Origin of the sequence: Vibrio sp. STUT-A11 (assembly GCF_026000435.1) — a bacterium.
Lineage (GTDB): Bacteria > Pseudomonadota > Gammaproteobacteria > Enterobacterales > Vibrionaceae > Vibrio.
Window position 1 is genome coordinate 1665674 of record NZ_AP026764.1, and the last position, 14805, is coordinate 1680478.

A 14805-nucleotide genomic window follows, 5' to 3' on the forward strand; every position below is an offset into this window, starting at 1 on the left:
TACCGTCAATCTTAACCATTGATTGACCTAAAACTCGGTTTTAGATTGATAGGGTTTGCTTATTAAATTAATCGGCCTAAGTGATATGATAACTCCGAAGATCCTTACTATTATCAATTACAAGTTACTGAGATGTATAAACATTAACTTCTAAACAGATAATCAACAGTGATAACACATTAAGATTTTCTATTTGGAGAAATATCAAATTTCACTGCTATAAAGGACACCCTATGAATAACAGCGATAATAACTCAGCAGGAAAATGCCCGGTAATGCATGGTGGCATGACTTCCACAGGTTCGAGCGTGATGGAATGGTGGCCGAACGCCCTTAACTTAGACATTCTTCATCAGCACGACAAAAAGACCAACCCACTTGGTGAAGACTTCAATTACCGTGAAGCACTGAAAACGCTTGATGTCGAAGCGTTAAAAAATGATTTGAATGCATTGATGACAGACAGTCAGGAATGGTGGCCTGCAGACTGGGGACACTACGGCGGCTTAATGATCCGAATGGCATGGCACTCTGCGGGTAGTTACCGAACTGCGGATGGTCGCGGGGGCGGTTCAACAGGTAACCAACGTTTCGCTCCACTTAACTCTTGGCCAGATAACGGTAACTTGGACAAAGCTCGCCGCTTACTATGGCCAATTAAGAGAAAATACGGCAACAAAATCAGCTGGGCAGATTTGATGATTCTTGCTGGTAACATGGCTTATGAATCTATGGGCTTTAAAACCTTTGGTTTTGCGTTTGGTCGTGAAGATATCTGGCATCCAGAAAAAGATACTTACTGGGGTTCGGAGAAAGAATGGTTAGCGCCGAGTGGAGGCGAAGGTAGCCGTTACTCGGGTGAGCGTGACCTTGAAAACCCACTCGCGGCAGTAATGATGGGCTTGATCTACGTTAATCCAGAAGGTGTGGATGGTAATCCAGATCCTTTAAAAACCGCGGCTGACATGCGTGTCACCTTCGCACGTATGGCAATGAATGATGAAGAAACGGTCGCTCTCACAGCAGGTGGGCACACGGTTGGTAAAGCACACGGTAATGGCGATGCAGCAAATTTAGGTCCAGATCCTGAAGGTGCTGACGTTGAAGAGCAAGGCCTTGGTTGGGTCAACCACAAATCTCGCGGCATCGGTCGTGACACCGTAACTAGTGGCATTGAAGGTGCTTGGACAAGTCACCCTACTCAATGGGACAACGGTTTCTTCAAAATGTTGCTAGAGCATGAATGGCAGTTGACGAAGAGTCCTGCAGGTGCATGGCAATATGAGCCAGTAGATATCGCAGAAGAAGACAAACCTGTAGATGTTGAAAACCCATCAATTCGCTACAACCCAATGATGACAGATGCTGATATGGCACTAAAAGTTGACCCTGAGTATCGCAAGATTTCTGAGCGCTTCTACCAAGATCAAGAATACTTTAACGAAGTCTTTGCTCGCGCTTGGTTTAAGCTGACGCACCGTGATTTAGGTCCAAAGGCTCGTTATGTTGGCCCCGATGTTCCAGCAGAAGATCTCATCTGGCAAGACCCAATCCCAGCGGGCGTGAACAACTACGACGTAGACACTGTAAAAGCAAAAATTGCTGCCACGGATTTAAGTGTCTCGGAGTTGGTGGCAACTGCCTGGGATAGTGCACGCACGTTCCGTAACTCGGATCTTCGCGGTGGTGCAAACGGCGCACGTATTCGCTTAGCTCCACAGAACGCTTGGGAAGGCAATGAACCACAGCGCTTAGATCGCGTGCTTGATGTGCTAACTAAAATTGCAGATGATTCTGGTGTTAGCGTCGCGGATACTATCGTACTGGCTGGTAACGTTGGCCTTGAAAAAGCAATTAAAGCAGCAGGCTATGATTTCACAGTGCCATTTTCTCCAGGACGAGGGGATGCAACAGCGGAGCAAACTGACGTTGAATCATTCGACGTGCTTGAACCTCTTGCTGACGGGTTCCGCAACTGGCAGAAAAAGCATTACGTTGTGAAGCCAGAAGAAATGCTGCTAGACCGTGCACAGCTTCTTGGCTTAACTGCTCCAGAAATGACGGTCTTACTAGGTGGTATGCGTGTACTAGGCACTAACCACGGTGGTACTCAACATGGCGTATTCACAGACCGAGTAGGCGCGCTAACAAATGACTTCTTCGTTAACCTAACGGACATGTCATACACCTGGAAACCAACTGGCCGCAATTCTTACGATATTTGTGACCGTAAAACAGGTGAAGCGAAATGGACAGCAACGCGCGTTGACCTAGTCTTTGGTTCAAACTCCATCTTGCGCTCTTACGCTGAAGTGTACGCTCAAGACGACAACCAAGAGAAGTTCGTAAAAGACTTTATCTCGGTTTGGACAAAAGTAATGAACGCAGACCGATTTGATTTGGTTTAAGTACAAGCCAATTTCACTGGGGCGCACCTAGGTGCATATTAATTTAAAGCCGCTATTTTAGCGGCTTTTTGTTTACACTGTAAATTTTTTACAACTTGATCCAGACCTGCGGGAACTGATCGCTATCTGTCTGGACATTGATACTAACCAACGAATCGTTATCCACTTCAATAGTTGCGATGTTAACGCTTCCGGCCTGAATACACTGCTCATCCAGTAATTCCATCGTTACTACGCTTTCTAACGCGGCAGAAATAGTAAGCGAACCTTCGCTGCTACAGGCAACACCAGTTAACGACAATGCCCCCGATTGATCAATCGACATTTGATACAGTCCATCAGAGTATCTAGCCTGATAAGTGCCCGCGTAATTGCTAAGCTCAGTATTTTCCAAGTTCACTGGTAGTAAATCCGATGAACCGTTGGCGCTACTACATGTAAAGCCTGTACCATTCATTTCACAGCTTACTGATGCTGAGGAAAAAGTAATTTGCTCACCACTTTGAGTGCCTAAGTACGAAACTTGATGCTCCCTTTCATCCCAAAGCGTTAATTGAGGCTCAACACTTTCTTGTACGACTAGCTGAGCACCACTAGGAGACGCATTGCCCGCCCATATAACGCCTTCATAAACACCGCTTTGTGCTTGCTTGATCTCATCGCTATCGCTGTCACACCCCCATAGAGCTAAAACTGATAGTAAAGTAACCAGCAGGATATTCTGTTGTTTCATTCTTGTTGCTCCTATTCCAAGCCAACAAGACGTTGTTCTATTAGAGCCACTTTACCACGCGCTGCCTGGACATTACCGTCGAGAGTACTGATGGTGATATAGCCTTGATTTACCGCTACACCTTCCGAGTTTTCATTGGTATCGCCTGCATCGCCCATATTAAATGAGAGTCCTTTTTTATCCTTCAATAAAGCAACCGCTTCTGTTTGTGCTTCCGCCGAGTCCATTCCTTCAGCCATAAGGCTGCTCATCATGTAATAGATAGCCGTACTGTCTTGAGAAAGATCCGTACTAAACGCAAACTCCGCACCACCACTATTCCAGCCAACATCAGTAAACTTATATCCAAGGTGATTATTCATATCTTCTGGCGTGTTCACATTTAAACCAGTGTACGCAGGTAACAGAGGCTGGCCTGAAGGTTGATTCCCAACAAGTTGAGCGACAACATCCACAATAACATCTGCAACTAGTTGAGATTGCTCTGCATCACTGGCTGTATTGTGGTTCGCACTGATAGCAATTGCTGGAATACCACGACTTAACGACGCCATTGTTGCACCCAAAGTACCAGAGTTGTTATTCATAAAGCCCAGGTTATTCCCTTCATTCGGTCCAGAGATAACCAAATCTGGATTTTGACCCCACACTTGCTGAGCGGCAATGTCGATACCATAAATCGCAGCCATCACTGGCGTACCTTCGACATAATCTTTAAAAGCAACGCTAGTATCGGTATCGCCAACGCAGTACTCCTGTGATACCGCTTTAGATTCATCGATCGACACAGGCTTAAAGTGACTCATCGCGCCACCTTTACCACTTTGCCCTGTGCAGGGTGCAGACATAATGACATCGTGACCCGCGGCTTCCAGTGCCGACTTCATCACGTTAATGTTGGTTGTATCCCAGCTATCGTCATTGGTTAGGACGATATTTAACGCAAACGCATTTGCCGACATTGCACATGCAGAGCCCGCTGCCATAGCAAGACAAAGTTTAGATAATTTGTTCATAATATTTCCGTTTATTTCACTGCTTTTAGATTCCGCTCAGACGCCTTGTCTTAACGTGTTGGCAGCTACTTTGGCGAAATAAGATGACGCTTTCGTTACAGATCCCACTCTACAGTAATTAGAGATATCTCTAAGTTTTTTATATTTTAAATCATTAAGTTAAATTTCTATCCATTTATTAAAATTGCATTTGGAGATATCTTCACACGGTAAATCGACTGAGCGGTATCAGCTTGCTTATCGCTTTCAAAGCCCAATTGATCGACAAAGCTTTCTCCCAGGACATTGACCAACGCGTCTTTAATTTTATTGCGATTTTGATCGAGCGTTTTCGCTTTTAATCCGTGTTGTTTTAGTTCGCTGATCGCTCTGCCATGACCACCATGGCTTTCCATTAACGTAATCAATTCGGAAGCCAAGGTTTGAGAAGGTCGATTACTTGGCGGGTTTAGTACCCACCCATCATTTTGTTCACTTATCCGCTTTTTCGCATACCATAACCAGTAAATCGCTGGAGTGATGGACATTGGGATCGCAACTTCATTTATACGTACTTCGACATTGCCATTATTCATTAAAAACGACAAAGTAAGTGGCCGCGATGCTTGTTCAAGTAAGGTGACTTTGTCTTCTATGGATAGAAACTGCTCCGAGTTGGATTTGAGTAATTGGCTAAGATAGTCCTCATTGATGTCCTTGTTCGGGTTTGCTTCACGAAACTTCTCAATGGCTTTTTTCCAGTGTTTTTGATCAACACTTTCACCAACCAAAAGCCGCAACCGCTTAAGCAATGTCAAATCATCGCTTTTTAACGGGCGTGGATGAAATGAAATCAGCAATATCGACAAAACAGCGAGTACAACAGAAGTAAAAAGCCAGTCCTCACCCTGTAATTGACACCTTATTGTAATCAAGTCACTGGTTTGCTCTGGAGAAAGATCAAGTGAGAATGTAAAAGGTAACCCTAACTCATTTTCGTTGGAAGATGGCACTAACAACGAGACGGTATGGCACTGACTAAAGATTTGTAACGGATTTTTCCAGCTAACCTGATCCAGCAATATCTGGCTTTTCAATTTAAAAATGCTTTGCGTTTCTGGACGCTCGCCCATTTCCGCCCCATCAAACCATATCTGACTTCGTGCCGTCATTAATTGTTGATCTACAAATTGCAAATAATGGGATTGAGTAAAGTAAAACCCACTAATTAGCGAAACCAGCAAATAGAGTAATGTCAGTCCCGCCAACCTCTTCCAGGTACCTTGCACTAAAGCTTTCAAGCGCATTATCCTATTTCTCCTAACGCCTGAGTTAATCGCTCACGGAAAGTCTTATCAGAAAAACTAACCACCGAACGGGATACAAACCATCCACCAGCAGAAACACCACTTGCAATGATTGCTTTATGTAGCTTCGTTTCGGATTGGTTAAGTGGGCTGTAATTTGTACCCGCAATCACATCCACTTTCCCTTGTACGAAAGCCTCAATCATCGCTTTACGCGTTGGGTATAAGGTCACCTGCGAAGAGCTGACATCAATCGAGAGCGACGTTAACTGTTTAACTGGGAGCTGATAGCCAGAACGGCTGAAGGTATCGTTCAATAAACCGATTCGATGGGTCTTTAAGAACGACTCATTGATCGCCTGGTTGGCATACCACAACACATCATACCCAGACAGGCTGAGCAGTTTGTCGTAGTAATTCGCATAGTCTGGACTCAAGCCTGCTAGTTGGTATTCCCTTGCCCACATAACATCAAAATTTTGGCTGTAAATGGTCTGTGGCGTTACTTGACGACGAGGAAGCCAATGCGCCACGATATCTGAATATGCGCGACTGAAAACAGCGTCCTTGCACAATTTTGATAGCAAAGGAATCGCTAAAGCATGAGCAGGAATGAGTATATCCAACCGCTCTTGACCAGAAGCGGCTCGATAGTTTTGGTCGATCTCCGAACAGGATAACTGGTTAAATGAGTTGACCTGTGGCAGTTCCGCGCGGGGGAATTGAATAACTAATAGAATTAAAGTTATCAATAACAGACAACCTAGTTTAAAAATCCATGGCGCATATTTGTGGTTCCACATCCGTGTTAGTACGTCGTTCATAACAATGGTTCGTTCCTTCATTTTTGTGAAGAATTTACTTAATTGTTATTACGCCGATATGACAATGGGCACGACTCTATTGAATCGCTATTCACGCAATATTCGATTCATCTAATGCATGCGAACGTACAAGAAGTCACTCAACGCAACTACTCACTGACAAGCATCGTCTTTATAAATTATGTACAAGCTGATCTGTTCAAAACCTAATCACTTAATAGCGAATATGAACAAACTGACAATTAACGGTTGAAATTGGTAACGTTCTCATTTAATTTTAGCCATCCAAACGGCTAGATCTCCATTTAAAGGTGTAAGAAAAATGAAAACAAATACGATGTTGATTCTTGATGGTGGTATGGGACGAGAATTAAATCGTCGTGGTGCGCCTTTTCGTCAGCCGGAGTGGTCAGCACTTGCTATGATCGAAACGCCAGAAATCGTTAAAGATGTCCACAATGACTACATTCAAAGTGGTGCTCAGGTAATCACAACTAACAGCTACGCATTGGTGCCTTTCCATATCGGAGAAGCGCGCTTCAAAGAGGCAGGACAATCACTCGCTGCGCTTTCTGGCCAAGTGGCAAAGGAAGCGGCGCAAGGGACTGAGGCTAAAGTCGCGGGTTCACTTCCTCCTCTATTCGGTTCATACCGACCAGACCTGTACGATCAGGAACACGTACGTGACTTAGCGACTCCATTAATTCTCGGCTTGTCAGACTCTATCGATTTCTGGCTCGCCGAAACGCAAAGCTTAATTGCCGAATCTGTGGCAGTAAAAGTACTGGTCGATGAATTAACCTCTGAAGAAAAGCCGTTTTGGGTCTCGTTTACACTTGAAGATTCAGAGCCTACTGACGAGCCATGTCTGCGCTCCGGTGAGACGGTACAACAGGCGGTGAAAACCATGGCACAAGCCGGGGTAAGCGCCATTTTGTTTAACTGTTGCCAACCAGAAATCGTAGAAGAAGCATTACAAGTCTCAGTGCGTACACTAGAGGAACTTGGTTTATCTCACATCCGCCTTGGTGTTTACGCGAATGCTTTTCCTCCGCAACCAAAAGACGCAACCGCGAATGATGGTCTCGATGAAATCCGTGACGACTTAAGCCCCGATGCCTACCTGATTTGGGCAGAAAAATGGCGTCAATCTGGCGCGTCTATCATCGGTGGTTGCTGTGGTATCGGGCCCGAACACATTGCTAAGCTAAGTCAGCATTTCAAAGGTTAGGTTAGATATGTCGCAAGGAAATCGAATTGGTTTGACCGCTTTAACAGCGTTAGTCTTTAGTTCAATGGTTGGCGCAGGAATATTCAGCCTGCCGCAAAACATGGCAGAGGTAGCCGGACTCAATGCGATGATCGTCGGCTGGACGATTACTGGTGTCGGTATTCTACTTCTCGCTGGTTGCTTTCTATATCTATCGCGTCTTAAACCAGAGTTAGATGGTGGTATTTATGCGTACGCAAGAGAAGGGTTTGGTGATCTCGCTGGCTTCCTTTCTGCATGGGGCTATTGGTTGTGTGCGACCATCGGTGTTGTTGGCTACCTTGTCGTCGCCTTTGCTGCGCTCGGCGCTTTTGTAGATATTCCAGACTTCACGTTATTTGGTGACGGTACCACCATCTATGCTTTCATTGGCGAGTCTATGGTGCTGTGGGCAGTTCATAGTTTGATTCTAAGAGGAGTCACGCAAGCCGCCTTTATCAATTTGCTGGCGACGTTGGCTAAGAGTGTACCGTTAATCCTCTTTGTCTGCGCAGCTTACTACTTCTTTGATGCCGATACTTTTCATATTGATACGCAAGGAGAAACCCTTCAACAACCTTTTATAGAACAAGTGAAAGGGACAATGTTGATCACGCTTTGGGTATTTACGGGCATTGAAGGCGCTGTGATTTTATCAAGCCGAGCCAAAAATCGGAAAGATATCGGCCGCGCAACCTACCTTGGTGTCATCGCAGCATTAATCTTATACGTAATGATTTCTCTTATGTCGCTTGGAATCGCTTCACGTGCGGAGATCACTGCGATCCCGAATCCATCAATGGCAGGTCTGATGGCCATGATGACTGGCACTTGGGGTAAAGCGGTGATAAGTATCGGTTTAATCGTCTCAGTTTTGGCTTCTTACTTAAGCTGGATTTTGTATTCTGCAGAAGTGCCTTATACCGCAGCTAAGTATGGTGCGTTTCCGAAATATTTCGCTAAATCAAACGATAACGGCACACCGAAAAACTCGCTGCTATTGACCAGTTTAACCGTACAATTCTGCCTGGTTCTTGTGATGTTTACTGGTGAAGGCTACAACACCTTGGTACTGGTTTCGACCTCGATGATTTTGATACCGTACTTCTTGGTGGCCGCGTACCTGCTGAAGCTTTCCATTCAAACTAGAGCGAGTTTCAAATTAAAGCTCATTGGTTTTGGAGCGACTATCTACGGCCTCTGGCTGGTTTATGCGGCTGGTGTCGATACGCTATTGCTTTCAGCGATTCTGTATATTCCAGGAATTGCGTTATACATCTACAGTCGTCGCCAACATCGATTAAAACCAACCACAGCATAAAACGAATCTATTCAACGAAAAAGGATGGCCTGATAGCCATCCTTTCATCAATATAAATACACCTACCCGATTACTTTTTCATCCACACAACTGCTCTTTAAACTCAACATGATTTGGTTTACCAGTTCAGTCAGACGGGCTTCGGATGGTTTAGTGCTAGAAATCGATCGCAAACCGTAAATGTTCATCACCAGAAAATCGCTCAACAACTCACAATCCGTACCTGAGTCGATTTCATTGTTCGCTTTTGCTAGCTCTAACTTAGATTGGATATTGCACTTCCACTGATCGAGCATGTTACAAATGATTTGCTCAACCTCTTCATCTTGTTGATCAAGCTCACTTAACGATCTTTGTAACAAACAACCGTTACCGTTATCACACTCTCTAGAATCAATAATATCGAGAAGATAACGCTCGAAGCCAGATAAGATCTGTTTAGGGTCGTCAAAGAATTGCTCAAAAGACTGAGACTTTGTTGTCGCATAGTGATCAAGAGCGGCAAGCAATAGGCCTCTTTTGTTCTCAAAGGCACAGTAAATAGAACCTGGATGCAGCCCGGTCACACGTTTTAAGTCCTGCATGCTGGTTTTATTGTAGCCCTTAGCGATGAACTCATTCATCGCTGAACTTAAAACATACTTTCGGTCGAATTCGGCATTTCTCATCTGGTATTTCTCAACTAACTGGGCTCTATGACCTTACAAACACCTTAAGTTTACTGAGGTTAACATGGTTTCACAAGCAATTTGAATGAACGTTCAAGAATCTCTTGAATGATCATTCAAAAAAGAGTTAGCATATTACTCTAGCGTTCATTAGGAGCATGCTCATGACAACAACATTATTCGAAGCATATAAACTCAACGACAAAATCACACTAAAAAACAAAATTGCAATGGCGCCACTCACGCGCTGTATGGCAGACGATGATCTAGTGCCTACTGATGCAATGGTGGAATACTATGCGAAACGTGCTGACGCAGGTTTGATTATCTCGGAAGCAACGATTATTCGTCCTGATGGTCAGGGTTACCCGAATACTCCGGGGCTTTTTACCCAAGCACAGATTGAAGGTTGGAAGAAAGTAACTGATGCCGTGCACGCGAGCGGCGGTAAGATCTTTGCCCAGCTTTGGCATACTGGACGAGTGGCTCATCCGCACTTCTTTGGAGGCGAGTACGTATTAGCTCCGTCTGCGATAGCATTTGATGGCACTGTTCCTCGAATGCGCGAACTCGTTTACACCGTCCCTAAAGCGGCAACTCACGAAGAGATTGCTCAGTTAGTAGCAGACTATGCACAGGCAGCTCAAAACGCTATCGACGCCGGATTTGATGGCGTTGAGATCCATGCAGCAAATGGTTACCTGATCGATCAGTTCCTGCATTTTGATACCAACCGCCGTACAGACGAATACGGTGAAACAGTAGAAAATATGTCTCGCTTCCCACTCGCAGTTATCGACGCGGTAGTTGAGTGTATCGGCGCAGAACTTACTGGCTTACGCGTATCCCCTGCTGGTTACGCACACATGGAAACCGATCCTCGTGACCGTCAGGTGTTCGATTACTTCCTACCAGAAGTTGAAAAGCGTAACTTAGCTTACCTGCATGAAGGTATGTTTGATGACAGCATGGAGTTCGATTTCCTTGGTGGCCGCGTATCGCAATACATGCGTGAGACATACTCAAAGACACTGATGGGTGTGGGTGGTTATACCGCAGAAACAGGCGCGGAAGCGATTGAGGCGAATAAATTCGATTTGATTGCGATTGGTCGTCCATTTATTGCCAATCCAGATTACATCAGTCGAGTTCAAGAAAATAAACAACTTGTCGAGTACGATGCAGCGATGCTAGAGACACTGGTCTAATCCCCCCTTTGCTCGTTTAATTGAGTAGTGCCGCTCGTATAACAGCGAGCGGCATACTCAGAACAACCGTACGATTCAGGATCTAATAACCAAGAGTGTCTGCGTTAAAGGGGGTGACTGTAACAACGAGTCTGCGGTGATTAGATTCCTGATGTCGCTAAGGCTCCTCGGAATGACGCTGCAGAATAAACATCGTGCGCAGTAACAAATTTATGTGGTCAGTCAGCGATTAACATTTATCGTTAGTCGCTGTTTTATCGCACTTATTACACCAACGTAAGTAACTCTACTCCCAGCACACCGCTGATTCCCATAACTACCAGCAAAGAGACTTTAAACACCGACTTCGACCACGCAACGTAGCTTTCATCATCAATGCTGCGGAAAGTCACTTTTGTCCACATAAAGCAAACAACAGCTGCAACAGCCAGGTATTCATACCCAGCTTCACCGAGCAAAAAGAGTCCCAATGAAACAGCACCAAAGGCCACCACGTACGCTTTCATATGACGATGAGCTTTATGGATGCCTTCTTTAACAGGCAGTACGGGAATGCCCGCTTCTCGGTAGTCTTGCATACGGAACATGGCAATCGCGTACGAGTGCGGCATTTGCCACAAGCAGAACATAGTGAACAGCAAAATGGCTTCTAAGCTAATGAAGTTTGTCACTGCCAGATAGCCAACTAATGGCGGAACAGCACCTGAAATACTGCCGACTAAAGTGCCGTAAACCGAGTTACGCTTGTACCACATGGTGTAAAAGAACACGTAGTAGACGTAACCGAGAAGAACAACAACGGCAGAAAGCGGATTAGCAAGCTGAAACAGTAAGCCCGTTCCAACCAAAAGCAGAACCAAAGCATAGACAAACGCGACATCAATATTGATGTTACCTTTCGCTAGCTCACGGTTCTGAGTACGCGACATCTTTTGATCGATATCGCGATCAAAAATATTGTTCACCACGCAACCTGAAGCAATGACAAGCCCCACACCAGCCAGCGTTGTCAGAAACAACGTCAGGCTAGCAGGTTCTGTTTTTGCGGCGAGGAAAAACCCCGCCGCAACAGAAATCAGGTTGCCGAAAATAATGCCCGGTTTGGTGATAGACAAATAACTTTTCAGCATACCTTGGCCTACAACTTCATGTTGACGTTCATGTTGTAGATAATCCAGATCGAACCTGCGATCAGAATAAGCACAACAATGGCGGTAAACATCAGTGAAACCAGATTCCAGCGACCATCATCTGTCTTCACTTCCATATGCAGGAAGTATTTGAAGTGCACAAAGATCTGAACCAATGCACAGCCAAACAAAATCGCGTATGTCGTGGTCTCTGGTAGTGATTGCGCCCAAACAAAGTAGAACGGAATCACCGTTAGGATAAGTGACGCAACGAAACCTTTAACGTAATCAGACGCACTTGTATCAATATGTTGTCCCATTACATTACCCCCAGTAAGTAAACGATGGTAAAGACACAGATCCAAACAATATCCAGGAAGTGCCAGAACAGGCTCAAGCAGTTAAAACGCATTGCCATGTTATCGTTCAGGCCTTTGGTTGAGAGTTGGTGATAAGCCACAGCCAACCAAATAAGACCAAATGACACGTGCAAACCGTGCGTACCTACCAATGTAAAGAACGCAGAGAGAAACGCACTTTCCTGAGGGCCGTAACCTTCAGCAATCAAGTGATGGAACTCGTAGACTTCCATGCAGATGAAGCCAAGACCCAGCACAAAAGTAATTTGCAGCCAGCGTTTAAGGCCAGCAACATCATTACGTTTCATCGCAATCATGCCAAAACCAAACGTGATACTACTGAATAGCAGCAACATGGTTTCAACGAACACGAAAGGCAATTCGAAAATGTCTTTACCTGTTGGGCCTGCAATCGAGTTGCTAGATAGTACGGCGTACGTAGCAAACAAAGTTGCGAACAATACACAGTCGCTCATCAGGTAAACCCAGAATCCAAACAGCTTGTTGCCATTCGTGTCATGGTGAGCATCGTGGTGGTGATCATGGTCATGATGGGCAGCGACATTAGTTTGCATACGTCACCTCCAGATCATCTTTGTTTTCGTTGTCTTTCACTGAACCTTTCTTCGCTTCTTCAAGCTGCGCACGTCGTGCCGCTTCAATCGCTTTGATTTCTTCAACTTCAACGTAGTAATCCACGTCATCGTTATAACTGTGTTTGATACTCGTCACGATGATGGCAACCAGGCTCAAACCAGCCAGCCACCAGATGTACCAAATCATGCCAATACCGAATAACAGTGACCAAGCAGACACGTAGATCCCGGTTGGCGTGTTCTTAGGCATGTGAATACGCTCGTATTCCACTTCCTTGGTTGGATCAAACTCACCACTTTGTTTTTGGTACCAGAAAGCATCCAGAACATCACCTTTAGGAAGGTGTGCGAAGTTGTAGAATGGCGGAGGTGAAGACGTTGCCCACTCAAGGGTACGACCGCCCCACGGGTCACCAGTAAGATCGCGGTTTTGCTCACGGTCACGAATACTTACGTAGATCTGGATGAACTGAGATAGTACACCCAGAGCAATCACTACCGTACCAGCCGCTGCAACCGCCAGTAGCGGGAAGAATTCCGGGTTGATGTTTTGGCTCAGACGACGGGTCATGCCCATAAAGCCCAACGCGTATAACGGTAGGAACGCCATCAAGAAACCAATAATCCAAAGGTAGAACGCACGTTTGCCCCAAGTTTCATTCATGGTGAAACCTGTTGCTTTCGGGAACCAGTAAGTGATGGCTGCGAAACAACCAAATACCACACCACCGATAATTACGTTGTGGAAGTGTGCAATCAGGAATACAGAGTTATGTAGAACAAAGTCCGCACCCGGTACCGCCATCAATACACCTGTCATACCACCAACAGTAAAGGTGATCAAAAAGCCTACGGTCCACATCATTGGTGTCGTAAAGCGAATGCGACCTTTGTACATGGTGAATAGCCAGTTGAAGATCTTAACCCCGGTTGGGATAGAAATGATCATCGTGGCAATACCAAAGAACGCATTGACGTTCGCACCAGAACCCATGGTGAAGAAGTGGTGTAGCCAAACAACAAACGCCAGTACCGTAATTACAACTGTTGCCCATACCAGTGAGGTGTAACCAAATAGCTTCTTGCGCGAGAATGTGGCGGTGACTTCTGAGAACACACCGAAAATCGGCAGGATCAGAATGTACACTTCTGGGTGACCCCATGCCCAAATCAGGTTGACGTACATCATTACGTTGCCGCCAAGATCATTGGTAAAGAAGTGCATCCCCAGATATCTATCCAGCGTTAGTAACGCGATAGTGACCGTCAGGATTGGGAATGAAATGATGATAAGGATGTTTGCACACAGCGATGCCCAAGTGAAAACAGGCATTTTCATCATTGGCATTGAAGGCGTGCGCATGCGCAGGATAGTTGCGAAGAAGTTCACACCTGTTAGCGTCGTACCAACACCCGATATTTGCAGTGCCCAAATCCAATAGTCGACCCCGACTCCCGGACTTGCTTCGATACCTGACAGTGGCGGATACGCCAACCAGCCAGTACGACCAAACTCACCCAAACCTAGTGACATGTTGGTTAGGATCACGCCAACAACAAACAACCAGAAACTCAGGTTGTTCAGGTACGGGAAAGCCACGTCACGCGCACCAATTTGCAGTGGCACGATGATGTTCATCAGGCCAATAACCAACGGCATGGCAACGAAGAAAATCATGATCACGCCGTGGGCGGTAAAGATTTGGTCATAGTGGTGTGGTGGCAAGTAGCCTGCTTCACCCGCTGAGGAAAGTAGCTGCTGACTACGCATCATGACTGCGTCAGCGAAACCACGAATTAGCATTACCATCGCTACCGCGATGTACATAAAGCCAAGTTTTTTGTGGTCTACCGAAGTAAACCATTCATTCCACAAATACTGCCATTTACCCGCTTTAGTGACTGCGTAAGCTACGCCTAAGCCAACCAAAGCCACTATCGCTAAGGTAATAACGATGATGGGTTCATGGAATGGGAATGAATCCAGAGTTAATCTTCCAAACATTG

General features: G+C 45.4%; 13 protein-coding genes. 4 read left to right on the forward strand and 9 right to left on the reverse strand.

Going from position 1 to position 14805, the window contains the following annotated elements; genetic code table 11:
• Positions 1 to 233 precede the first annotated feature (233 nt).
• On the forward strand, positions 234 to 2408 hold the full coding sequence (katG, locus tag OO774_RS23095) for a catalase/peroxidase HPI (protein ID WP_264907067.1): 2175 nt from the start codon (positions 234 to 236) through the stop codon (positions 2406 to 2408).
• An 88-nt stretch (positions 2409 to 2496) separates the two neighbouring features.
• On the opposite strand, the gene OO774_RS23100 is transcribed toward katG, so the two are convergent.
• The 4 genes from OO774_RS23100 to OO774_RS23115 form a co-directional block, all read right to left on the reverse strand.
• Positions 2497 to 3141: a hypothetical protein gene (locus OO774_RS23100; protein ID WP_264907069.1), complete on the reverse strand. Its 645-nt coding sequence runs from the start codon at positions 3139 to 3141 to the stop codon at positions 2497 to 2499.
• A gap of 11 nt (positions 3142 to 3152) precedes the next feature.
• Positions 3153 to 4157, reverse strand: a complete 1005-nt coding sequence (locus OO774_RS23105; RefSeq protein ID WP_264907070.1) for a 5'/3'-nucleotidase SurE — start codon at positions 4155 to 4157, stop codon at positions 3153 to 3155.
• A gap of 167 nt (positions 4158 to 4324) precedes the next feature.
• Positions 4325 to 5443, reverse strand: a complete 1119-nt coding sequence (locus tag OO774_RS23110) for a hypothetical protein (protein ID WP_264907072.1) — start codon at positions 5441 to 5443, stop codon at positions 4325 to 4327.
• The gene (locus tag OO774_RS23115; protein ID WP_264907073.1) at positions 5443 to 6267 is read right to left on the reverse strand and encodes a hypothetical protein; all 825 of its coding nucleotides are present in this window, start codon (positions 6265 to 6267) and stop codon (positions 5443 to 5445) included. Before OO774_RS23115 ends, OO774_RS23110 begins: the two co-directional genes overlap by 1 nt.
• 322 nt (positions 6268 to 6589) lie before the next feature.
• Between OO774_RS23115 and OO774_RS23120 the strand changes: the two genes are divergently transcribed.
• Together OO774_RS23120 and OO774_RS23125 are read left to right on the forward strand one after the other, a co-directional pair.
• Positions 6590 to 7498 carry a homocysteine S-methyltransferase family protein gene (locus tag OO774_RS23120; RefSeq protein WP_264907075.1) on the forward strand — a complete coding sequence of 303 codons (909 nt, stop codon included), beginning with the start codon at positions 6590 to 6592 and terminating at the stop codon, positions 7496 to 7498.
• A gap of 7 nt (positions 7499 to 7505) precedes the next feature.
• A complete protein-coding gene (locus OO774_RS23125) occupies positions 7506 to 8837 on the forward strand; it encodes a basic amino acid/polyamine antiporter (RefSeq protein WP_264907077.1) in 1332 nt (443 codons plus the stop codon).
• A 62-nt stretch (positions 8838 to 8899) separates the two neighbouring features.
• Here OO774_RS23125 and OO774_RS23130 read toward each other — a convergent pair whose 3' ends face one another.
• Entirely contained in the window at positions 8900 to 9505 is a 606-nt protein-coding gene (locus tag OO774_RS23130; protein ID WP_264907079.1) for a TetR/AcrR family transcriptional regulator, read from the reverse strand.
• A 164-nt stretch (positions 9506 to 9669) separates the two neighbouring features.
• Here OO774_RS23130 and OO774_RS23135 point away from each other — a divergent pair, with 164 nt between their 5' ends.
• Positions 9670 to 10713: an alkene reductase gene (locus tag OO774_RS23135; RefSeq protein WP_264907081.1), complete on the forward strand. Its 1044-nt coding sequence runs from the start codon at positions 9670 to 9672 to the stop codon at positions 10711 to 10713.
• A 266-nt stretch (positions 10714 to 10979) separates the two neighbouring features.
• Here OO774_RS23135 and cyoE read toward each other — a convergent pair whose 3' ends face one another.
• The 4 genes from cyoE to cyoB are packed head-to-tail and all read right to left on the reverse strand — an operon-like array spanning position 10980 to position 14803.
• A complete protein-coding gene (gene cyoE / locus OO774_RS23140; protein WP_264908691.1) occupies positions 10980 to 11891 on the reverse strand; it encodes a heme o synthase in 912 nt (303 codons plus the stop codon).
• Positions 11852 to 12163: a cytochrome o ubiquinol oxidase subunit IV gene (gene cyoD / locus OO774_RS23145; RefSeq protein WP_264907083.1), complete on the reverse strand. Its 312-nt coding sequence runs from the start codon at positions 12161 to 12163 to the stop codon at positions 11852 to 11854. The genes cyoE and cyoD overlap by 40 nt, the downstream gene beginning before the upstream one ends.
• A complete protein-coding gene (gene cyoC, locus OO774_RS23150; RefSeq protein ID WP_264907085.1) occupies positions 12163 to 12777 on the reverse strand; it encodes a cytochrome o ubiquinol oxidase subunit III in 615 nt (204 codons plus the stop codon). The genes cyoD and cyoC overlap by 1 nt, the downstream gene beginning before the upstream one ends.
• Positions 12767 to 14803 carry a cytochrome o ubiquinol oxidase subunit I gene (cyoB, locus tag OO774_RS23155; RefSeq protein WP_264907087.1) on the reverse strand — a complete coding sequence of 679 codons (2037 nt, stop codon included), beginning with the start codon at positions 14801 to 14803 and terminating at the stop codon, positions 12767 to 12769. Before cyoB ends, cyoC begins: the two co-directional genes overlap by 11 nt.
• Positions 14804 to 14805 lie beyond the last annotated feature (2 nt).

Excerpts from the sequence above, each read along its gene's own strand:
- katG (WP_264907067.1), top strand. The coding sequence starts at position 234 with ATGAATAACAGCGATAATAACTCAGCAGGAAAATGCCCGGTAATGCAT.
- OO774_RS23100 (WP_264907069.1), bottom strand. The coding sequence starts at position 3,141 with ATGAAACAACAGAATATCCTGCTGGTTACTTTACTATCAGTTTTAGCT.
- OO774_RS23105 (WP_264907070.1), bottom strand. The coding sequence starts at position 4,157 with ATGAACAAATTATCTAAACTTTGTCTTGCTATGGCAGCGGGCTCTGCA.
- OO774_RS23110 (WP_264907072.1), bottom strand. The coding sequence starts at position 5,443 with ATGCGCTTGAAAGCTTTAGTGCAAGGTACCTGGAAGAGGTTGGCGGGA.
- OO774_RS23115 (WP_264907073.1), bottom strand. The coding sequence starts at position 6,267 with ATGAACGACGTACTAACACGGATGTGGAACCACAAATATGCGCCATGG.
- OO774_RS23120 (WP_264907075.1), top strand. The coding sequence starts at position 6,590 with ATGAAAACAAATACGATGTTGATTCTTGATGGTGGTATGGGACGAGAA.
- OO774_RS23125 (WP_264907077.1), top strand. The coding sequence starts at position 7,506 with ATGTCGCAAGGAAATCGAATTGGTTTGACCGCTTTAACAGCGTTAGTC.
- OO774_RS23130 (WP_264907079.1), bottom strand. The coding sequence starts at position 9,505 with ATGAGAAATGCCGAATTCGACCGAAAGTATGTTTTAAGTTCAGCGATG.
- OO774_RS23135 (WP_264907081.1), top strand. The coding sequence starts at position 9,670 with ATGACAACAACATTATTCGAAGCATATAAACTCAACGACAAAATCACA.
- cyoD (WP_264907083.1), bottom strand. The coding sequence starts at position 12,163 with ATGGGACAACATATTGATACAAGTGCGTCTGATTACGTTAAAGGTTTC.
- cyoC (WP_264907085.1), bottom strand. The coding sequence starts at position 12,777 with ATGCAAACTAATGTCGCTGCCCATCATGACCATGATCACCACCACGAT.
- cyoB (WP_264907087.1), bottom strand. The coding sequence starts at position 14,803 with ATGTTTGGAAGATTAACTCTGGATTCATTCCCATTCCATGAACCCATC.